A 20,758-nucleotide genomic window follows, 5' to 3' on the forward strand; every position below is an offset into this window, starting at 1 on the left:
CGCCGATTCCACGAAACCCCGGGTCGCGGCTGCTGCACGGCCCGCCCGGGCATCGCCGAGCAGGATTTTCGCGCTTTTTCCGGCATCGGCATTGCGGGTCTTGTCGTGGCCGCTAACCATGGACAGACCCGGGCCTCGACACGCGACCGCAAAGCGCGGTTAAGTGCCGCCTCGACAACCGGCGCAACCGGATATGATACGCCGACAGCAGCGGCGGAAGCCTTCGAACGATCATGACCTCATCCCCACCGTACGACCGGATCGCCTTTGTCGCGGGCGCAAGCCCCGAAGCCCAGCAGGCGCTGGCCGAACTGGTCGCGATTTACGGCAATCACGATCCCGCGGACGCCGATGTGCTGGTTGCGCTCGGCGGCGACGGACTGATGCTGCAAACGCTGCATCGGAACATGCGATCGGGCAAGCCGATCTACGGCATGCACCGGGGCACCGTCGGATTTCTGATGAACGAATACAGCCGGGATGCTTTACGCGCCCGCCTCGCTGCCGCGACCGACACCGTAATCCACCCGCTCCTGATGCGTGCGACCGATATCCACGGCGCCGTTCACATCCATCACGCCATCAACGAAGTGTCGCTGTTTCGCCAGGCCCATCAGGCCGCGCGGCTGCGCATCCTGATCGACGAGCGCGAACGCATGGCCGAACTCATCGCCGACGGCGTGATGGTCGCGACACCGGCTGGCTCGACCGCCTACAACCTGTCGGCGCAGGGGCCGATCCTGCCGATCAATGCGGCGCTGCTGGCGCTAACCCCGATCAGCCCCTTCCGCCCGCGGCGCTGGCGCGGCGCGCTGCTGCCGGACACCGCCGTCGTGGCGATCGAGGTGCTTGAGGACCAAAAGCGCCCGGTAGCCGCCGTCGCCGACCACGACGAAGCCCGCAACGTCCGTCGCGTCGAGGTCCTGTCCGACAAGACGATTGCGATGCGCATGCTGTTCGATCCCGGCCACAGCCTCGAGGAACGAATCCTGCGCGAGCAGTTCGGCTACTAGGTCCATCTTCCCTCTCCCGTCGCGAGAAAGAGCGGCAACCATTCGTTAACGGCGTCGGCATATAGTTAATGGTGGGTATACCGGGTCCGCGTTCCACCATGTACGGCATCGACTTCAACAAGCTGCGATTTCTCGTTTGCGACGACAATGCGCACATGCGCCGCATCCTGCGCACCCTGCTGCATTCGTTCGGCGCACGCGAAGTCTACGAGGCCGAGGACGGCGCCACCGCGCTCGAAATGTACACGCACTACGTTCCCGACATCGTCATCACCGACTGGGCGATGCCGATCTTCGACGGGATCGAGCTTGCGCAGATGATCCGCCAGCCGGAATCGAAAGGAAATCCGTTCGCTCCGATCATCATGCTGACCGGACATTCGGAGAAGCGGCGCGTCACCGTTGCGCGCGATGCGGGCGTCACCGAATTCCTGGCGAAGCCGATTTCGGCCAAGGGGCTCTATCAGCGAATTCTCAACGTCGTGGTCTCGCCGCGGCCCTTCATCAAGACCAAGAACTATTTCGGCCCCGACCGCCGGCGTAACACCAGCAACGCCTATATCGGGCCGGAGCGCCGCGGCACCAAGGAGCCCGACGTCATTCCGCATCCATCGCTTCTGGATAAAGCCCGGACCCCGGGCTGACGAGCCGCGCCATGCAGAAGGACGACACACCCGAGCTTAAGGTCGAGGCATTCGCCGACCATCACGTCATCACGCCGCCCAATCGGCTGCGCAAAGTGGTGCGTCTTGTCGACGAAGAGACTTTCGAGGATCCGGTCGCGCGCGCCGAGAAGGCGCTTGCGGGACTGTCCAACGAATTCTCAACCTGGATGGCGATCGAACGAGACCGTCTTGCCGCCGCCCACGCGGCGATCGTCAAGGACGGATTCACTCCGGCCACGCGCGATGAACTGTTTCGCGCCGCGCACGACATCAAGGGCGACGCCGCGACCTTCGGCTATCCCTTCGCCGCCGCCGGCGCCGAAAGTCTCTGCCGCATCATCGAGCATTCGCCGTCTCTCGAGCGCGTGCCTGCGGAACTGATCGCCTATCACATCAACGCGATCCAGGCGATCGTGCGCGAGCATACGAGCCCCGGCACCGAGGCCATGGCCCAAGAAATCAATCGCAAACTTCGCCTCGTCGCCGACGAATATCTCGCCGCCGTCAACCGCGACCGGCCCGAGCACCTCGAAGCCATCCTCGCGCCAAGCATCGCGCCGGTGGAATAACGTCCGGTCGTTCCTGCCAACGCGGGATGTTCATCACATTTTTGTTGGTAAGGGTCTTTCACCGCTTCACTAGGGTCCGTACTCAATAAGGATTTTGCGAACTGAGGCATTGTGATTCAAGCTTCCAACTCATGGAGGTTTGGATGGCAAAGCAGGTTTACTGGCTGAGCGATGCGGAGTGGCGGCGGATTGAGCCTTTGTTGCCGCGAGGGCGGCGCGGAGCGCGTCGGGTTGATGATCGCCGGGTGATCAGCGGCATCGTCCACATGTTGCGCTGTGGGGCACGCTGGCGCGATTGCCCTGAGGTCTATGGGCCTTACACGACGATCTACAACCGCTTCAATCGCTGGAGCCGTCAGGGGATTTGGACCGATATTTTCTATGCCCTGACCGGCTCGACGGGCATGTATGGATCGGCCTCGGTGGACTCGACTTACATCAAGGCCCATCGCTCTGCCGCCGGTGCAAAAGGGGGGCGTTCAACAACGCCATCGGCCGGTCGCGTGGCGGGCAAACGACCAAGATCCACGCATTGACTGACGAGATGGGCCGCCCCCGCGCCCTGTTGATCACGGCCGGGAACGTTCACGACCTCGAAGGGGCGCGCAGTCTGCTCGCGATGGGACATCAGCCCAAGAGGCTTCTCGCCGATCGCGCTTACGATGCCAGAAGCCTGAGGGAGATGCTTGCCGGGCGGCGGATCAAGGCCGTCATCCCGCCAAACCCGACCCGCAAGCATCCGCACCGTTACGACAAAACTGCCTACAAAGGACGTAATGTCATCGAGAGGATGTTCTGCCGCCTCAAGGACTTCCGACGCATCGCAACCCGCTATGACAAGCGGGCCGATATCTTCCTCTCTACGATCTTCCTGGCCGCAGTACTTACCTGGTGGATCAATTGAGTCCGGACCCTAGAGCGTTTTCGAGCGAAGTGGAATCCGGTTCGCGTGAAGAAAACGCGTCAAATCAAGAAGCTGGAGTCTTTCATCGTTTCCATGAAACGGTGAAAGACTCTAGGACGGTGAAAGACTCTGCTTTGATTGACGTGTTTCTTCACGCAAACCGGATTTCATCCTCCGGCCAAGCCCGAGGACAGGCTTTGCGCGAAAATGCCAGGCCTGATCGCTGGCTTCCTGTCGCCTAGTCCGCGACGTACAGGTCCCTGCGTCCCAAAGGACGACGATGATGTCGTACAGTTACGCAGCCGCAAGCAGATCGCTGAGCAGCGGTTCGCGATATGATCGCGGCGCATCTCTGGATTCGTCAAGGCTCGGCGTGCGAAAGGCGGATTCGCACGGCGCCGGCTCGTCAAACCTCGGTTCGATGCGCTCGGGTTCATAAAACGCAACTGCACAAGGCTCCGCTTCATAAAGCTCCGCTTCGCAAGGCTCCATGTCGCAAGAAACCGCCTCGTAAGATTCCGTTTCCTCAAGCACGGCTTCATCAGGCTCACGGTCGAGCTGAGTTTTGAACCTGAAGCGATCGAAGAAGCGCGGCCTGTCAGACATAGGTTCGCAGAATTCTTCAGGGAAATTCGGCTCGTACAATTCGGGTTCGGACAACTCCGTCGCGTAAACTGGCGCCTCCTCGAACGTCGGCTCCGCAATTCCTTCCGCAACCAGCTCGTCACAGAACACGCGCGCCTCCTCGCGCGCCGATTCCGTTGCGAAACGCCGCAGCAGAATCAGCAGAGGCTCGGAAACCTCCGTTGGCGCGGTTTCGCACACCGTCAGGACGCGCTCCACCATGCGACGGCGCAATCGCGTCGCACCGCCGACCGTTCCGACAAAGCCGATCTCGTCGCGCGCTTCAAGCGCGGCGCGAAACGCGGGGAACGTGGATTCGGGCAGCCCTGCCCGCGTCAGCAGCGCGGAAAGGCTCGCACCGCCGCGATCGTGAACCAGTGCGACGACGCGGTTCAAAGGCAGGCCCGACAATTCCACCAGCGCATGGTCGAACAGGTCGTGATTGCCCGACAGCAGCGCGCGCAGGATCAAGCCGGCGTTGAGTTGCCCGGTGGCGCGAAGATGCGCGACCAGACCGCGCATATCGTCGTCTCGCGCTTGAGCTGCAAGGTTGACGACGGAGCGATCGCGCGCGTCGCCGACCGCGCGGTCGGCACGATCGGCGCTGAGCCAGTTCTTCGCGACGACGAACTGCGCCAGCGTATCCGACAGCTTTCCGATCAGCGCGAACCGCGTGGCTGCCGGCAGATCGTCGAGCGCCAGCATCGACTCCCGAATTGCGGCGAGATGCCCGTGCCGCTCGACGATGCGGTCCCACGACATCGGCGCGATATTAGCGCCCGGATTTTCGATCAACTCAAGGGCCGCCGCCGCCGAGCCGACCTCGGCGATAGCCGCGCAGACCGATACGGGAATGCAGGCGCGGCGGGCGACGGCGCATTGCACGTCATTGTTGCCGGTCGCGACGATGTCGACCAGATCCGCGTCGATCAGAAGCGGCGAATGTTGGAGAACCGGGACGGAAACCGAAGACTGATCGATCGACAGCGCCTGGACAATGGCCGCCGGCGCGGTCGTGCTGTGCGCAAAGACCTCCGCCATCGCCTGTCGAACCAGCGGCGAGGAGTCGTCGAGCTGCATCAGGAGTGCGCCCTCGGCGGCCGCGCGATCGTCATCGGAGAGATCGGAGATGAGCCAGGCCCTGGCCAGCGCTCGTGTTGCTTCCGCTCGCTCGCCTGCGGGAGCGGTGCGCACCCAACTGATGAATTGCCGAACGATCATGGTGTTTCCGGCTTACACAACTTGAGATGACACCGGGACCCGATGCCAGTGTCATGGAAAATAAACCATGACGCTTAACAAAGGGTTCACCATAACCGTTTGCCTTCGTTGACGTTTCGTTAACGTGGAAACGAGGTCCAGTCTCAAAATCGCATTGAGGGGAGAATCCGCAGACCATTAGAAATGGAAACCCGAGATCGCGCGAAACAGATCATCCAAGATGCTCATCTTCTATCTCGTGAATAGGAAGTAATGGGGTTGAAATCTTGGAGGCATGTCGTCGATCAAGCGCTTTAGTTTTTCGCGATGAGTTACTAAGAACGGCAGTGAGCGTTCGATCACGCGCGTCATTTGAGTGCCACTTGCTCCAAAGATGGTAAGAGGCCAAGTTCCTCGCGAGACAATCTCGATTTCGACGCTGTGGAGATTGAACCCTGGACCAAAGATGCTCCCGAAATCGTCAGGCGGCACCACACGCGCTGTGTTCGGATCGCTTGGATTCGAGAAGCTCACTAAAGTTGGAATGAGGTTGCCTTGCAGTTCGGCACGCGTCCCGACTGGCAGCTTTGATACTTCCCGATATGTTATAAAATGTTTGGACTCGCCCTTCCAATGGGGGGCAAACGCCATTCCCGGCACCAGATAAAAATCTACACCTTCTGCTCGCGGACCGTTAGCCAACAACGCGACAACATTTAACGGTCTTCCGTCGGGGTTTGAACCGAGATCAACAAACACCGCCTCGCCCGTTAGCCTGCTCTCCCCCGTGTTGTTACCGAGAGTGGTCCACGCCGGATAAGTACGATGCCGCACTTCCAAAACGCTTGAACCCGTTTTCGGTCCTCGCGGGGTGTCGACATTAACAGTGATACGAAATCGGTAGACGGTCGTTGGATAGGCCAGCTTATAGGCGACGATGCCAACGACGATGACGGTCAGTAGAACTCCAAGGGTCTTCATGCCTGAATCTTCCGACTCAATCGTCGTTTCGGACGCTTTGCAAGCTTTGCGCTCTACCCGCTGTACTTGCCGCTGCGATCGCTGAACAGATCGAACGGCTGCAATCCGCCGGCCGGTGCTTGAGTCGTCGGCGATGGGTCCGATGCGCTCGCGACCGCTGCCGGATGTGCCCATAGCTGCTGCACCGCAGGCGAAACCGGCTCGCTGCGCTCTCCGACCTGAAACAGCGAACGGAACATCGGCTGGCCCGGCGCGGCGGACGCAGCCGTCGCGGATGATGCCGCGACCGGTGTGACGCCGCGCGTGTCGGGCAGACGCGACAGGTAAAGCGCGTTGTCGGACGACGACGAGAACTGCGCCGCGGACGCGACCGCCACCGGCGCGGTGACGCCGAGCGAGGCCATTACCGTGCGGGTCGCGGGCGAGTTGGCGGCGACCGCATAGCGCCGGTCCAGATCGGCATAGACTTCCGACACGCTGCGCGCGCGACCGTCAGGCTCATAGAAAATCGGACGATTGGCGGCGGCGGCATTCGGAAACAGCCGCGCGCCCGATGCTTGCGGATTGTCCTGCGCATTCGCGATCAGCTTCGCGGCTCCGCCGACGCCCATGAAATGCGCCATATAAAGTTCGCTATGGCCCGGACGGCGGCCGATCAGGCCGGTCAGCTTGAAGCTGTTGGATTGCGTCAGCACGCCGGCCATGGCGGACGCGATGGCCGGATCGTCGCGAAGCTTGAGGATGGCGGCGCGCGTGGCGGGATCGCTGACGGAATAGCTGCCCGACGGAGACCGGGTGATGGCGTCGGCGTAACCGTTGTAGCCGAGCGCGGGTCCCGCCTCCTTCACCGTGCCGAGCCAGGTCTGCTCGATGAACTGGAAGAGACCCTTTGCGGACGAGGTCGGCGCGGCGGCCTGAGGATTGAAATTGGATTCCATCTTGGCGGTTGCGAGCAGGTATTCGAAGCTCGCGCCCGTTGCGTCGGCCGCCTTCCGGATGGCGGTCGCGATCCCTCCGAAAAGGCCGGTCAGCCCGGCGCGCGACGGATCGCTGGCGGCGTTGGCGGCATCGAAGGTCATGGTGGTCTCTCGCTCCCCGCGAAACGACCGCTCGCATCTCAACGCGATCTCGGCAATTCGCCGTCCACGCCGACTCCCACCGGCAGCGCACGGCTTTCACTGCGGAGCAAGGTGGAAGATTATGGTTAACGGTGCGTTAACGGACTGGGTGAAGTGTTCAACGCGTCGTGGCCGGGCTTGTCCCGGCCGTCCACGTCTTTGATCCGGCTCCCGTTTCAAGACGTGGATGCCCGGCATAAAGCCGGGCATGACGATTCAATCAAATCCCATCGAGCTCTAAAATGGAGTCTCGCGCCCCTCAGGACTTCTTATAGACGTCGGCCGGATCGAACAATCTGTCGGCATCGATGAACGTCACGCGCGCTTCACCGCCCTCGCCTTTGGTCACCGCGCGGTAGAAACACGAGCGTCGTCCGGTATGGCAGGCGGCGCCGCGCTGCTCGACCTTGATCCAGATTGCGTCCTGATCGCAGTCCGTCCGCATCTCGACAACCCGCTGGACCTGACCCGAACTCTCGCCCTTTCGCCATAACGCCTTGCGCGACCGGCTGTAATACCAGGCGTCCCCGGTCTCGACGGTCCGCCGCAGCGCCTCCTCGTTCATATGCGCAATCATCAGCACGTCGCCGGTCGTGGCATCGGTCGCGACGCATGTGACCAGGCCCGACGCATCGAAGCGGGGCCGGAACGTGAGGTCCTCCTCGATTCCGGCCTGAGATGAAGATACGGGTGAAGACACAAGGAATCCCTCAGAAAAACCCTCGAGGGTTGACGGCGCGGCGTGGCGCAATGCAGAGCCCGCTTCTGATTTCGTCAGAAGCGGGAAAATCTCTAGCGGCCGCCCCCTCGCACCATCGACAGGAAGCGCGCCTGCTCCGCCGGATTGTCGCGGAACACGCCGGTGAAGCGGCTGGTGAAGGTCATCGCGCCATGCTTGGCGACGCCGCGCACCGACATGCAGGTGTGCTCGGCCTCGATCATCACGGCGACGCCGCGCGGCTTGAGCACCTCGTCGACGGCGGCGGCGATCTGCGCGGTCATGTGTTCCTGAGTCTGGAGCCGCCGCGCGAAGATATCGGTCAGACGCGCGAGCTTGGACAGTCCGACCACCCGCTCGACCGGCGTATAGGCGATATGCGCCTTGCCATAGAATGGCATCATGTGGTGCTCGCACTGCGAGGTGAAGGCGATGTCGCGGACCAGCACGAAATCGTCGTAGCCGGCGGTCTCGCCAAAGGTGCGGTTCAGCACCTCGGCCGGGCACTGATGATAGCCCTGATAGATCTCGTCATAGGCCTCGACTACGCGGCGCGGAGTATCGAGCAGCCCCTCCCGGTCGGGATTCTCGCCGATATAGGACAAAAGGGTCCTGACCGCGTATTCCGCCTCGTGCCGCGACGGACGCGAGCGGTCCGGCTGAGCGGCGGCCGCCAGAAACTCCGACGGATCCAGTTCGGCGGGAGCGAACCCGGCAGGCTTGGTGTTGCTGGATTTGGCTTCAACGGGTTTGGCGCCGCGCAGCGGCTTGATCAAAGCGTCCATCTTTACTCCGTTCGACCGGCCTCGCTTGAGACCGGAGTGTCACCGGGCAGACGGGGCAGCGTTGCGGCTACCGGACGCCTGAGTCCCTTGATATTGAACATTGCGACGCCCGAATTCAACTTCAATCCGGGTGCGACGGAAAATCGCCGGATTGCGTTTCCCGGCAATAGATACATATATAGGCATCGAGGTTCCCGTCGCCAAGAGCGATGCCCGCCTCTTCAGCGAATTCAAAGTTTTGGAATCTGATGCTGAACGACGTTTACAACAAGAGCATCATCGAACTGGCCGGCAATATTCCCCGCCTGGGGCGCCTTCCCGCGCCGGACGCCAGCGCCACCGCCCACTCGAAACTGTGCGGATCCACCGTCAGGATCGACCTCAAGATGGATGGTCCCGTCGTCACCGACTTCGCCCATGACGTGAAAGCCTGCGCGCTCGGCCAAGCCTCCTCGTCGATCATGGCCCGGCATGTGGTCGGGTCGACCGCCGCGGAGTTGCGTGAACTGCGCGAGACCGTGCGCAAGATGCTGAAGGAAAACGGCGCGCCTCCAGAGGGCAAATGGGCCGACATCGCGCTGCTCGAACCGGTGCGCGACTACAAGGCGCGACACGCATCCACCATGCTGACGTTCGATGCCGTGGTCGACGCCATCGGCCAGATCGAAGCCAGATCGGCCGCGCTCACTCCTGCGCAAAGCTGAAACGGGTCAAGCCGTTCCGCCTGAATACTCCTACGGATTCTGAGCTGGCGAAGCCACCGCCACGCCGCCGGTCGGAACCGCTTCGGCGGTCTTGGTCTGCTTGCTGACGATCGTCCCCGCAGCAGTCGTATTCGCAACGCTTGCCGGAAAGCGATCCTGCACCGGTTTCGTGACAAGGCCGGCAACGGGAGCATCCATGATGCCTCCGCCCGGCAGCACATCTGCGATGCGGTCTGTCGTTACCAGGTTGGTCGAGTGCAATTCTGCCGCCGACAACTCGTGGAGCTTCTCCCACGGAGGAATGCTGAGCGCCAGAGACAGCAAATCGCCGTCGCCCCCCATGTCGAAGGTGTATTTGGCGAGCCGGCCGATGTCGCGCTCCACGATCATCAGATCATCGGCGGAGTAGCTGGCGGCTCTGGCATCTTCGGCGCGATCGCCCATCCAGATCTGATGAACGCGAACATGCGCGCCGTCAGGTACATAGCGCGCTGTGCCGGACAACAACATGAACGCGCACATGGACTCGCAATAGGCGTCCGGCAGCACCGCGGCGCGGTCGCCGGCGTCGGTCTTGACGACAACGCTGGTCCCGACCGTCGTGCGCAAGCCGAGTTTGCGCCAGCGCCGCCCAAGCGCGATGGCGTCATTGACTGAGCCGCCACCGGAATCCAGCACGACCGTCATGCCGGCGACGTTGCGTCCGGCGCTGAAATCGTCGAAGGCTTTCGGGGTATCGGCGGTGACGATGCCGACCGCGCTGATCCAGTCCTGGCAATGCGGCTGGCAGGCGATCAAGGTGAACTGCATCGGCTGCTTGCGGGCCTCGGCGGTCGAGCTAGCTGAAGCCGGATGATCGAGCGTCGCTGCCAAGCCAGGCAAGGCGAAGCATAAAAACGCGGCGCACAGGAGCGCCCGTCCGTAGACCCCAGATGATTCCGCGCGCCTCAATTCGGTTCTTCCCCGTACCCCGATCTTCCCCGATCCAACGCACCGCCCGATCCTGGCGCCAAAGTTCACGCGAGTGATTCTGACACCGGGACATTCGAAAACTAGCTGCGGTATTCGTCAGCGTCCATACAACCTTTGCTACGTGTAGCAGGAGGAATATGCGATATCTTGGCACCGTGGCGAAATTACCAAGTTGATTGGTTCCCAGTTCGGAACCCTGCGAGAGTCATGAAGCCGACGCCGCCGAGTTCAAGGTTTTGTCCGGATTGCGCGAGAGCCGCCCTGCGGCTGCCTCGCAATACCGGACGGGCATTGATCTGGCTTTATCGGCACACGCTCTCGCCCCTGGTCGGTTTCAACTGCCGACATCTGCCGACGTGCTCGGCCTACGGTGACGAAGCGATCGAGCGGTTCGGACTATGGGCCGGCGGCTGGATGACGCTGGCGCGGCTGCTGCGCTGCCATCCCTGGGGAACGTCAGGGATCGACAATGTTCCGACCGTGAAACCGCCCGGCGCCGTCTGGTATCTGCCCTGGCGTTACGCCCGCTGGCGCGGCGTGAACGGTCCGGAAAATATCGATGGCGGGATTTTCGATTAGAGCATGATCCCGAAAAATGGAAACCGGCTTTCGGAAAAGATCATGCTCAAACAAAAGGATAAGCGAGGAGTTCTGATTCAACTCGGTTGAAACAGATGGGGTGATTGCGGTCTCGGCCGGAGGGTGGCTGTTCCAGTCAGGATGTTGAAACGTGGTCGGTGTTGAATCGCCACAAGCATCGAGAAGGAACAGCCATGAAGTACTTTGCCGGATTGGACGTGTCTTTGGAAGAGACCGCTATCTGCGTCGTCGACGAGACGGGCAGCATCGTCAAGGAAGCTCGCTTTGCGAGTGAGCCGGATGCCCTGGTTGTAGCCCTTGAAGGGATGGGTCTGGTGTTCGAACGAGTTGGCCTGGAGGCCTGTTCGCTGACGGCTTGGCTTCATGACGCTCTGCGGGGCGCAGGCTTGCCGGCGATCTGCATTGAGACACGGCAGGCGAATGCAGCCATGAAGACGATGCCAAACAAGACAGATCGCAACGATGCTCGGGCACTGGCGCAAATCATGCGAACCGGCTGGTTCCGACCGGTGCACGTCAAGAGCCGGCAGTGTCGCTTGTGGCGCTCGCTTCTTGTGGCGCGCCGAACGATTCTCAACGAGATGCGGACAATCGAGAACGTGGTGCGTGCGATCATGCGCGAGGCCGGTATCAAGCTCGGCACACCGTCCAGAGCTGCCTTTGCTGATCGCGTCCGAGCCATGGTCGGCGACGACACTTTGGTGAAGCCGCTCGTCGCCCCTTTACTCACGGTCCTCGCCACGATGCTGGACCAATTCAGCCGCCTGACCAAACAGGTTCTCGATCTCGTCCGGAAGGAAGAGGTCTGCCGGCGTCTGATGAGCGTTCCCGGTGTGGGACCGATCACCGCGCTCGCCTTCCGCGCCACGATCGACCGGCCGGATCGGTTCAGGCGGTCGAGGGACGTCGGCGCGCATCTCGGCCTGACGCCTGCACGCTATCAGTCCGGGGAGACCGACATCCAGGGCAAGATCAGTCGATGCGGTGACGAACTCGCTCGCACAGCCCTCTACGAGGCGGCGCACACGCTGCTCGTGCGCAGCCGCAAATGGTCGAGTCTGCGGGCTTGGGGAATGAAGATCGCAAAGCATCGCGGCATAGCGCGAGCGCGTGTCGCGGTCGCCCGCAAGCTTGCCGTAATCCTTCACCGGATGTGGAGTGACAGCTCCCCGTTCCGCTGGGGAAAAGAAGCCGACGTCGGCATTGCCGCCTAATATCAGGAGCTTCATTCAGCAGGAGAGAGGATCAAGACATCGCCCGAAAGGGTGAACCGGATCGTTCCTGTGGGGACGATGGGCAAGGCGATCTCGTTGAGAGTCCAGAGCCTGCGGGTTCAACCCGCAAGGTCGTGAAACAGATTGAGACGCCTTGCCTTCCTAACCCCAGCATGCGGCGGCTCTACGCCGACCGCGAAGAGAAGCGCGTGACCCATGGGGCGACGCGATCCGGAATGGCAAATGGAGCAGCTTGACTTCAACGACCCCAATCAGAGAGGACTCTTAGCGTCTTCCGTCCGAAGTTCGCCTTACAAAGAAATGATGTGAACTCCACCTCTGGCGTTTCGAGCGAGGTGGATCGCGTTTCGCGTCAAGAAAACGCATCAATGTAAAACCATAGAGCATTCTGATTCCATCAGAAGCGAGGCTCTAGCGCGCGACGACTTCGACCTCGCCGTCGACGCCGTTGACCACCTCGAAGCCGCGTTCGAAGACCTTGCCTTCGTTCTTGGCGATCACGCGATACTCGCCCTCGGCGAGGATCACGCGAGGAAACGCGCCGATCGATTCCTTGATGACGTCGCCGCCTGGCGTCAGCACCGACCACGCGGTGTTGGCGAGCGCCTCGCCACCCTTGTCGCTGACCAGTTTCAACGTGATGACCGCGGCGCGATGCGAGATCGTCACGTCGGTCAGCTTCGACGCCTGCACGCGGATGTCCGATCGCACCACCGAGTTGGCATCGCCGTAGTTGGAGACGATGTAATAGGTGCCCTCCGGCAAAATCAGCACATCGCCCGCGGTGGCGTTAGGAACCAGCGGCGCGCGCTCGGTGCCTTCGAACTGGCTGCCCTTGTAGATGCTGAAGGAAATCTGGTTCGGCGGGATCATCGACGTGCCGACGCGGCCCTCGATCCGCAACCCCCCTGCCGGCAACACGAACGACTCCCGCTCGGTGTCCGGTTTCAGCGTTACGGGACGCACCGCGCTGACCAGCCCCAGCGAGACGTACACCACATAGCTGCCGGGAGGCAGCATGATGTTGGGAGTCGCCCCATGATCCTCGCGCACCAGCTTGAATGCGCCGGTCTCATCGGGTCGATCAGAATAAACTCGCCAGGTCAGTCCGCTATTGATGACCGGCAGGTCCTTGCCGTAACGCGCCGCCAGCGACAGAACACCCTGCGCCGGAGCCGCGACGCTGGGCAACGGCGCCGTCAGCGGTACGGCGGCGGCAGGCACCTGGGTCAGCGGCGCAGGCAGGTTCGGCATGGAAGCCGGGCCGGAAGACGGCGCCAGGCTGATCGCAGGCCCCGCTGGCGGTTCGGGAACGGGAGCCGGCGGCACCGGAGGCGGCCGCTCGCCGAAGAGTTGCGCCGGGGCCGCGTGCGGAAATGTCACAAGGAGCGCGACGAGCAAAAGCCACACGCGCCAGCCCGAAATGAATCGATGACTGCCCCCGAAGATCATGGCGCTGGTTTTTCCCGGAAAACACGGCAAATTCAAGCCTCACCATACCCTCATGACTGCATCCCGCTGTGGAATGCATAAAACCCGACCTCCCGGTTGAAACGTCGTCATCCGGTGATAATTTCTCCGGCACGGGTCATGTCTTTCGTGCGCTTACCGCGTCCCCTGAGAAACGGAAAAACCGATGTCGCGGTCAGAAAATCCCGCTGTGCTTGAGGGTCCGAAAGGCCACGACCGGAACGGGTCGAATGGCCAGAAGCCAGGATTGGACAGCGTCAAGCGGCCGGTGATCGGGCTGGCTCTCGGCGGTGGCGCTGCGCGCGGCTTCGCCCATATCGGCATACTCCGGTCTCTGATCGCGCACGGCATCGAGCCCAATGTCGTGGTCGGCACCTCGATCGGAGCCGTGGTCGGCGGCGCCTATGCCGCCGGTCGCCTCGACACGCTGGAGGAATGGGCGCGCAGCCTGCAGCCCCGGAATATCTTCAGCTATCTTGATATCCGCCTGAACGGTTCCGGACTGATCGGCGGCACCAAGCTCACGGCCCGGCTCGAGGCGTCACTCGGCCAGATTCGGATCGAGGACCTCCCCCTCAAATTCGCAAGCGTCGCCACCGAAGTCCGCACCGGCCATGAAATCTGGCTCACGCACGGCCGGCTGGTCGATGCGATGCGTGCGTCGTATGCATTGCCCGGAATTTTTGCGCCGATGCTGGTTGGCGATCGCTGGCTGGTCGATGGCGCGCTGGTCAATCCGGTGCCTGTCTCCACCGCCCGCGCGCTGGGCGCCGAGATCGTGATCGCGGCCAACCTTTCCAACGACGTCTTCGGTCACAGCATCACGATCTTCTCGCACGGCGCGAAGAGCGAGCCGCGGGAAAATATCGTTGAAGCTGCTCCGCCAAGGCGTGGCTTCGGCAAGTTCTTTTCCGCCGAGCGAACGGTCAAGCGCGAACTGTTCGGGGGCGGCGGCCGTCCCGGGGTGATGACGGTCATGACCGACGCCTTCAACATCATGCAGGACCGCATCACCCGCGCCCGGCTAGCCGGCGATCCGCCGGACCTGTTGATCCAGCCGCGGGTCGGCCAGATCGGCTGGTTCGATTTCCATCGCGCCAACGACCTGATCGCGCACGGCACCCGTGCCGCGGATCGCGCCATCGAAGCGATCGTCGAGGCGATCGAGACGCTGGCCCCGCCCTCTCCCAGCCCGGAAGCGGATGCCGGGGCCGATATCTGATGTCGGGAGTGCTCAGGCGGTCTTGATGTAGTCGCGCAACGCTTCCTGCTCGACCTCGTATTCCTGAACACGCAGCTTGACGACGTCGCCGATCGACACCAGACCGACCAGCCTGTCGTCCTCCACCACGGGCAGATGCCTGAATTTTTCGGCCGTCATGACTTCCATGAGGTGGGCGACCGTGTCCGACAAACGGCAACTCACGACTTTGCGGGTCATGGCGGCGCTGACCGCCTCGTCGAGCGCACCCGCGCCGCGTTCATGGAGCGCATGAACGACGTCACGCTCGGACAGAATGCCGTCGATGCGCGCGCCGCTCATGACGAGGACGGAACCGATCTGCTGGTCCGACAGAATCTTCACCGCAGCCGAGAGTTTTGCGTCCGGCTCGACGCTCACGACCTGGTGACCCTTGGCGCTGAGAATGGCACGTACTGTCATTGCCGCCTCCTGCGGAGGAGATCGCGCGGCATCAACGCGCAATCCGCGATCATCGTTCTGGCGACAGTTGAAACGTCAATTTTTCGCGCGAAACAGCGAAAGTTTTTCTTCACGCGAACCGGATTCCACTTCGCCTGAATAAGCGACGATGATGGATGAAATCGATCGGTCCCGCAAGCAGGCTGTTAGTCGCAAGCGCGCGTTATGGGATCCGGTCCGTTCCGCCGGACGGTTCGCTCGCGGCATCGCGCGGCGAACGAGGCACCGGATCGAACAGCGAAAACAACACGAGGCCAGCCAGAAAGCCCCCGATATGGGCCTGCCAGGCGACGGAGCCCGGCTCGGCGCCGATTGCGACCGATCCCATCCCGAAGATGATGTTGATGCCGAACCAGATCGCGAGGAACGCCAGCACGCGCGGATTTTGCAGCGCGCGCACCAGCGAGAGCGCCGGCACCTGCGCCGCTGCGTCGGCATCATCGCTGCGGAAAGACAGGAAGCTGCCGCGCACGAAGGCAAAGCGGATCGCCGCCGCCATCGCGCCCGACACGGACGCCGACGCGCCGATCATGGGCGCAATGCTGTGCTCGTGTGTCACAAGATGCGCGACCGCGCCGGCGACAGCGGTCACCGCCATGAAGAGAAAAAACCTGAAGGCACCGAAGCGGCGCGCCACCGCGCTGCCGAACGGCAACAGCCACAGCACGTTGAAGCCGATGTGACTGAGGTTGGCATGCAGCAGCGAATAGGTCACGAAAGTCCAGACCTTGGCGCCGCTTCCTCCGGGAAACGCCGTCGCCAGGAGGCTGGGATCGTACCGCTTCGGGATAAAGCCGAACGTCTCGATGGTCCAGTATTCAAGTTCGGGCGGAAGGGCCGACCACACGACGTGAACGATCGCAAGCAGGCCGATATAAGCGGTCAACCCTCCAGGCAGGGTCAGGATCGGTTCACGCCGCGGCTCTGGCGGGATGTCTGAGGGAAAGTTTGGCGGAGAGTCCAAGGGCTGCGACCTGACGGCTCAAGCGGACGATGGGCCGCAACCGGCGGCTCGGGCGGAGCAGGCAAACGATAAAATCGGACTGACGAAAGATATCGCCAGACGGTGCTGCAACATCACTCGCTCTGTTGCTTGGGGCCGAAAACGCGCTTGAGCCCTTTGTAGAAGAGCACCAAAGCGGTCAGGGCCGCCGCGCCCTTCAGGAACAGGATCAACATTTCGTGCAGACTTCGGGCGCTGTGATCCCTGTCTCTTTCTCTCACCGGAGAAACCTCTTCCTTCTCCGCAGGGACGACCTCCTCCTTCTTCGTAGCGGCCTCGCTCGCCTGAGCGGCGGGCCGGTCGCCGGGCTCGGACGCCGGGGCGGCGGCATCCTTGCTCGGAACAGCCGCTGGGGAGCTTTCTCCTTGAACGGCCTGATCCGTGGTCCCCGAATCTTCGGAACCGGCCGCGATACCGGCCGATTGAAGGCCAATCACAAGACCGAGAACGGATATCCAAAAGCGCAAGACTTTCCCCGCCTGTCTCATCCAGCGTTTGCCTCTGCCATCATCGAGTACGGGATAACCGCCGAACTGCGCTCTATCCGTCTCATGCCATTACCATTTCGGCCGGCATCGGTGCCGGATCGCGCCACCAATACCTCAATCCTGCCCTTGCTGTCGATCTTGGCGACGGCGATGACGCACCGCTCGCGCGGGCCAAAAAAGAAAAAAGAGGGCCTGAGAAACCCTCTTTTCGTCTCGACTTTTTTCGCGGGCCAGTCTTCCGCCGCCGGACGAATTTCGATGAGGCCGAAATCCGCAAATACCGTGCGGCCCGACGAAGACCGGATCTGTTCGACACGTCACCGCCGCAACCTTGGAGAAACGGCGGGGGAGCAGTGGCCGGATCATAACGCGCTTTCGATCGCTCCCCAATTGATAGTTAATTTAACGTTAACGGCACAAAGACGCGCCCCGGCGACTTCAAAGCCGCCCTGCGGCATGGACGCTGCAACAACCCTCCTGCACAACGGAAACGGAGCTGCGGTGCTCTGAAACCGGACAGATATGTCCGCTTCGCGCCGCGTCAGGACGGTTTAAGTCATGAAGCATCCATCGAACCGGGCGTTCTATGCCTATTGGGACGAAAAGCGTGACGGCGAGCGCGCTCCGGACCGGCGGGACATCGAGCCAGCCGCGATCCGCGAACTGCTCGGGGACATCTTCGTGCTCTCCTGCGAGCCGAGGCTCGGCTATCCCTTCCGCGTTGCAGGAACGCGCGTGTGCGCCCTGCTCGACCGCGACCTCAAAGGTCAGAACTTTGCGACCCTGTTTGGCGCTGCAAGCCGCGCCGAGATCACCGAAATACTCGGCGTGGTATCCGAAGAACTCCTGGCCGCCGTCGCCGGCGTGACCGCGACCGCGCGGGACGGATCGCTCGCGCACCTCGAACTGCTGCTGCTTCCTTTCAATAATCGCACCCATACGCCGATCAGCCTGACCGGGCTGCTGGCTCCGATGCAGCACAACGGGCAACCGCTCGGGGAGTTCGCCCTCACCTCCTGGCGCTACATGAACCATCCCCCGCAGCGCTTCATCCCCCGAGCGCTGAAGAAGCTCGCGATCGCGCGCGGCTTCATGGTCTACGAAGGACTGCGCTGACCGGTCACCCGATCCGGGTCGCCACCCGCAACCACCGGTACAGATGTCCTTATGCTCGCGTTAGGAATTTCGCGGGTAGGATGCAGCACTCCAATACCGTTTCCCAAGGTTTCGAGGCGGCAACTGCTATTCGAATTGCCAGAGCCAGAACATCGTTATGCTCGTGAATTTTGTCACTGACGAGCCTGGGAAGATCCCCGCAATCCGCGCGATGCTGGAGCCGCAATTCCACATCCTGCCGCAAGTGCTGCAAAGCGACGATCCGGAAACCGGCGCCAACGGCATGCTGATGGTCGATGCCGACCTTCGCAAGATGGACTGCGTCGAACGGATCAAACGTGTCCTGCGAGTCAAGCGCGCGAACCCCGAAAAGATGTTCGTCGTTCCCGGCCATCTTCAGGTCATGATCGCACAAGCCTATGCATTGGGCGCCACCGCGGTGGTGTCCCGCCCGCGCGAAATCATTTCGAAGCTGATCCAGTTCGCAAATGACGAGAAGGCGGACCATAACGATGCCGATAGCGCCTCGCCGGAAACGAGGAACAGCGCAACGGCTTTTGAGTCGATATTCTCAACCGCGCATGAGGGCAAGCCGGTCAACCTGGCGGATGCCGAATATGCCACCTCGCAGATCATCACGAACATCGCGCGAAACGGTTTCAACCGGTGGCTCGACGAAATTCGCCGACACCATGAAGGCACGTTTCAGCATTGTCTGCTGGTGACGGGAATAGCGGTGGGCTTCGCCCTCGACCTTGGCTTTTGCGAGGCGGACGTGAAACGGCTCGGGCTCTCGGCAACGCTTCACGATATCGGCAAGGCGCGGATTCCCCTCGCCGTTCTCGACAAGCGGGGAGAACTGACGCCGGCCGAGGAAGAGATCATGCGGTGGCACCCCGTGATCGGATACGACCTGCTGAAAGACATACCCAGGATCAGCAACGAGGCGCTCGACGGCGTCAGGCACCACCACGAGTATCTCGATGGCTCCGGCTATCCGGACGGCCTTGCAGGCTCCGACATCAGCGACCTCGTGCGGCTTTTGACGATCTCGGACATTTTCGCGGCGCTGATTGAACTCAGGCCCTATCGGCCGGCTATGTCGCGGCCGGATGCCTACAAGATCCTCTGCGGCATGAACGGCAAGCTGGAAGGCGCTCTGGTGAAGGCGTTTCAGGGTGTCGCACTCAACGGCACGAAACCGGCAGTCCGGTCACGATAGTCGCTCAGCCGCTGGCTCCCTGCCCGAAAGTACCGTCAGCAGGCCGGGCCGCAATGGACAAATCGATACAATCGGTCAAAACTCGACGGCGACTCGACCGTCCCGAATTTTTTGCGTGGCACACACCCCAACCATTCTCGTCCTGGATTCCGGCCTCGGCGGTCTCACCGTGCTGCGGGAGATCGTCAAGGTGCTGCCCGGCGCGCGCTACGTGTACGTTGCCGACGACGTCTTTTTTCCCTACGGCCATCACAGCGAAGACGAGATCATCGCCCGGGTTGTGCCGCTGGTCGGCGAACTGATTGCCGTCCACGCCCCCGACATCGCGGTGATCGCCTGCAACACGATGTCGGTCTCGGTGCTGGGACCGTTGCGCGCCGCCTATTCCATACCGTTCGTCGGCACGGTTCCGGCGATCAAGCCGGCCTGCGCGGCATCGAAGACCAAGCGCGTCTCTGTGCTCGGCACGCGAGCGACCGTGCAGCGCGAATATACCCAGGCGTTGATCCGCGACCACGCGCAGGCCTGCACCGTGACGCTGGTTGGCGCGGCGAGCCTCGCTTCGCTGGCGGAGGACGCCCTGCGCGGCAAGACGGTCAGCGACGCCGATATCCTGAGCGAGATCGCGCCCTGCTTCGTTTCGGCCGCTGACGGCGGAGATCTGCGCACCGACGCCGTCGTGCTCGCCTGCACGCACTACCCGCTGCTGCTGGATCGGTTGCAGCGGCTCGCGCCCTGGCCGGTGGCCTGGATCGACCCGGCACCGGCGATCGCCCGGCGCGTCGTCGATCTGCTCGGGCCGGTCGACAACGGCGGCCGCGAGTTGCCGCCCGAATTGATCTTTACCTCAGGCCGCTCCCACGCGCTGACCGATGCGCTGGCGCCGTTCTTCGGCGGTCGCGTTCCGGCCTAGCCAAGTATCGCTTTCGGTTTTTCCGTCTGCCTACTAGCTTTACCGGAAAGGAGAACCGCCATGTCCAAAAAGATACTGGCTGGATTGAGCATCGCCGCACTGCTGTGCGCGAGCGCGGCGCTTGCACAGGGCATCAAACGCACGCCACTGCAAAAAATCGAATTTCCCGAGGGCTATCTGACGGTCACCGGCCTCGCCGAAATCGGCCCCGGCGGTACGGCCGGGCGGCACACCCATCCCGGAATCGAGACCGGATATATTCTCGAGGGCGAAACCGACCTCCTGATCGACGGCAAACCGCCGCTGCATCTGAAGGCGGGCGATTCCTATTCGATTCCGGCCGGGGTTATCCATGACGCCAAGGTCACCGGCGATAAGCCGTTGAAGGTCCTTGGAACTTACATTGTGGACAAAACCAGGCCACTGGCCTCGCCCGTCAAGTGACACATCCGAGCCGGTTTGCCTGCTTCCCAGGTCGGAAACGCCTCTGCTTGGTTTGACAGCAGGACGGTTTATCCCTAAAGAACGGCTGCGCGCGGGCCGGTTTCGGCCCGCGTTGCGTTTCGCGACCCGTGGTCCTGTCCCATCATGCTTATGGGCCGGGCCTGTCGGCGGCGGATTCGGCACGATCCCGAAAGCGGTTTTCCGATTTTGCGATCACGCCCGGATCATCCGCACAGGAGGGCGCGTCTCCTCAACCGTAAACTTGACAAGAGGACGCGATGACTAAGCGCAGTGAGGCGAAGTACAAGATCG

The 20,758-nt window shown here is 62.2% G+C and carries 22 protein-coding genes; 13 read left to right on the top strand and 9 right to left on the bottom strand.

The genetic code is table 11. The features are described from left to right. Positions 1-233: 233 nt before the first annotated feature. The 4 genes from BGN91_RS03985 (at position 234) to BGN91_RS04000 (ending at position 3,151) form a co-directional block, all read left to right on the top strand. On the top strand, positions 234-1,013 hold the full coding sequence (locus BGN91_RS03985) for an NAD kinase (protein WP_292610730.1): 780 nt from the start codon (positions 234-236) through the stop codon (positions 1,011-1,013). Positions 1,014-1,111: 98 nt separating this feature from the next. After that, entirely contained in the window at positions 1,112-1,657 is a 546-nt protein-coding gene (locus BGN91_RS03990; protein WP_292610766.1) for a response regulator, read from the top strand. Between the two features lie 11 nt (positions 1,658-1,668). Further along, a complete protein-coding gene (locus tag BGN91_RS03995; RefSeq protein ID WP_292610731.1) occupies positions 1,669-2,247 on the top strand; it encodes an Hpt domain-containing protein in 579 nt (192 codons plus the stop codon). Between the two features lie 143 nt (positions 2,248-2,390). Beyond that, positions 2,391-3,151 (top strand): IS5 family transposase gene (locus BGN91_RS04000; protein WP_292610732.1). Its coding sequence is split into 2 segments (ribosomal slippage): positions 2,391-2,717 and positions 2,720-3,151, totalling 759 coding nucleotides; the frame shifts between segments, so codons are not numbered across the junction. Positions 3,152-3,445: 294 nt separating this feature from the next. Here the strand turns inward: BGN91_RS04000 and BGN91_RS04005 are convergent. The 5 genes from BGN91_RS04005 to folE all read right to left on the bottom strand — a co-directional run bounded on the left by BGN91_RS04005 (position 3,446) and on the right by folE (position 8,577). Then, entirely contained in the window at positions 3,446-4,996 is a 1,551-nt protein-coding gene (locus BGN91_RS04005) for a DUF2336 domain-containing protein (RefSeq protein WP_292610734.1), read from the bottom strand. Between the two features lie 231 nt (positions 4,997-5,227). Next, the gene (locus BGN91_RS04010) at positions 5,228-5,956 is read right to left on the bottom strand and encodes a hypothetical protein (protein ID WP_292610736.1); all 729 of its coding nucleotides are present in this window, start codon (positions 5,954-5,956) and stop codon (positions 5,228-5,230) included. Between the two features lie 53 nt (positions 5,957-6,009). Beyond that, positions 6,010-7,035, bottom strand: coding sequence for a transglycosylase SLT domain-containing protein (locus BGN91_RS04015; RefSeq protein WP_292610738.1), 1,026 nt, complete (start codon positions 7,033-7,035; stop codon positions 6,010-6,012). A 298-nt stretch (positions 7,036-7,333) separates the two neighbouring features. After that, positions 7,334-7,774 carry a phosphoribosyl-AMP cyclohydrolase gene (hisI, locus tag BGN91_RS04020; protein ID WP_292610740.1) on the bottom strand — a complete coding sequence of 147 codons (441 nt, stop codon included), beginning with the start codon at positions 7,772-7,774 and terminating at the stop codon, positions 7,334-7,336. Positions 7,775-7,866: 92 nt separating this feature from the next. Then, positions 7,867-8,577 (bottom strand): GTP cyclohydrolase I FolE, encoded by a 711-nt coding sequence (folE, locus tag BGN91_RS04025; protein ID WP_292610742.1) that lies wholly within the window; start codon positions 8,575-8,577, stop codon positions 7,867-7,869. 248 nt (positions 8,578-8,825) lie between these two features. On the opposite strand from folE, the gene BGN91_RS04030 reads away from it, so the two are divergent. Next, positions 8,826-9,281: an iron-sulfur cluster assembly scaffold protein gene (locus tag BGN91_RS04030; protein ID WP_292610744.1), complete on the top strand. Its 456-nt coding sequence runs from the start codon at positions 8,826-8,828 to the stop codon at positions 9,279-9,281. Positions 9,282-9,311: 30 nt separating this feature from the next. Here BGN91_RS04030 and BGN91_RS04035 read toward each other — a convergent pair whose 3' ends face one another. After that, positions 9,312-10,232: a hypothetical protein gene (locus BGN91_RS04035; RefSeq protein ID WP_292610746.1), complete on the bottom strand. Its 921-nt coding sequence runs from the start codon at positions 10,230-10,232 to the stop codon at positions 9,312-9,314. A gap of 228 nt (positions 10,233-10,460) precedes the next feature. Between BGN91_RS04035 and yidD the strand changes: the two genes are divergently transcribed. Next, positions 10,461-10,832: a membrane protein insertion efficiency factor YidD gene (yidD, locus tag BGN91_RS04040; RefSeq protein WP_292610748.1), complete on the top strand. Its 372-nt coding sequence runs from the start codon at positions 10,461-10,463 to the stop codon at positions 10,830-10,832. A gap of 194 nt (positions 10,833-11,026) precedes the next feature. Continuing rightward, positions 11,027-12,067 (top strand): IS110 family transposase, encoded by a 1,041-nt coding sequence (locus tag BGN91_RS04045; protein ID WP_292610750.1) that lies wholly within the window; start codon positions 11,027-11,029, stop codon positions 12,065-12,067. A 432-nt stretch (positions 12,068-12,499) separates the two neighbouring features. Here the strand turns inward: BGN91_RS04045 and BGN91_RS04050 are convergent, their stop codons facing one another. Further along, positions 12,500-13,540, bottom strand: coding sequence for a hypothetical protein (locus tag BGN91_RS04050; RefSeq protein ID WP_292610752.1), 1,041 nt, complete (start codon positions 13,538-13,540; stop codon positions 12,500-12,502). A gap of 208 nt (positions 13,541-13,748) precedes the next feature. Here BGN91_RS04050 and BGN91_RS04055 point away from each other — a divergent pair, with 208 nt between their 5' ends. Further along, on the top strand, positions 13,749-14,780 hold the full coding sequence (locus BGN91_RS04055; protein WP_292610768.1) for a patatin-like phospholipase family protein: 1,032 nt from the start codon (positions 13,749-13,751) through the stop codon (positions 14,778-14,780). A gap of 12 nt (positions 14,781-14,792) precedes the next feature. Here the strand turns inward: BGN91_RS04055 and BGN91_RS04060 are convergent, their stop codons facing one another. After that, the gene (locus BGN91_RS04060; RefSeq protein ID WP_292610754.1) at positions 14,793-15,221 is read right to left on the bottom strand and encodes a CBS domain-containing protein; all 429 of its coding nucleotides are present in this window, start codon (positions 15,219-15,221) and stop codon (positions 14,793-14,795) included. Positions 15,222-15,423: 202 nt separating this feature from the next. After that, on the bottom strand, positions 15,424-16,224 hold the full coding sequence (locus tag BGN91_RS04065; RefSeq protein ID WP_292610756.1) for a rhomboid family intramembrane serine protease: 801 nt from the start codon (positions 16,222-16,224) through the stop codon (positions 15,424-15,426). 404 nt (positions 16,225-16,628) lie between these two features. Between BGN91_RS04065 and BGN91_RS04070 the strand changes: the two genes are divergently transcribed. The 5 genes from BGN91_RS04070 (at position 16,629) to BGN91_RS04090 (ending at position 20,446) form a co-directional block, all read left to right on the top strand. Further along, positions 16,629-17,261, top strand: a complete 633-nt coding sequence (locus tag BGN91_RS04070) for a hypothetical protein (protein ID WP_292610757.1) — start codon at positions 16,629-16,631, stop codon at positions 17,259-17,261. A 48-nt stretch (positions 17,262-17,309) separates the two neighbouring features. After that, on the top strand, positions 17,310-17,867 hold the full coding sequence (locus BGN91_RS04075; RefSeq protein ID WP_292610759.1) for a PAS domain-containing protein: 558 nt from the start codon (positions 17,310-17,312) through the stop codon (positions 17,865-17,867). Between the two features lie 157 nt (positions 17,868-18,024). After that, positions 18,025-19,089, top strand: a complete 1,065-nt coding sequence (locus tag BGN91_RS04080; protein ID WP_292610761.1) for an HD domain-containing phosphohydrolase — start codon at positions 18,025-18,027, stop codon at positions 19,087-19,089. Positions 19,090-19,204: 115 nt separating this feature from the next. Beyond that, a complete protein-coding gene (gene murI, locus BGN91_RS04085; RefSeq protein WP_292610763.1) occupies positions 19,205-20,002 on the top strand; it encodes a glutamate racemase in 798 nt (265 codons plus the stop codon). 60 nt (positions 20,003-20,062) lie between these two features. Next, a complete protein-coding gene (locus tag BGN91_RS04090) occupies positions 20,063-20,446 on the top strand; it encodes a cupin domain-containing protein (RefSeq protein WP_292610765.1) in 384 nt (127 codons plus the stop codon). Positions 20,447-20,758: the final 312 nt, after the last annotated feature.

This window comes from Nitrobacter sp. 62-13 (assembly GCF_001896955.1).
Classification (GTDB): domain Bacteria; phylum Pseudomonadota; class Alphaproteobacteria; order Rhizobiales; family Xanthobacteraceae; genus Nitrobacter.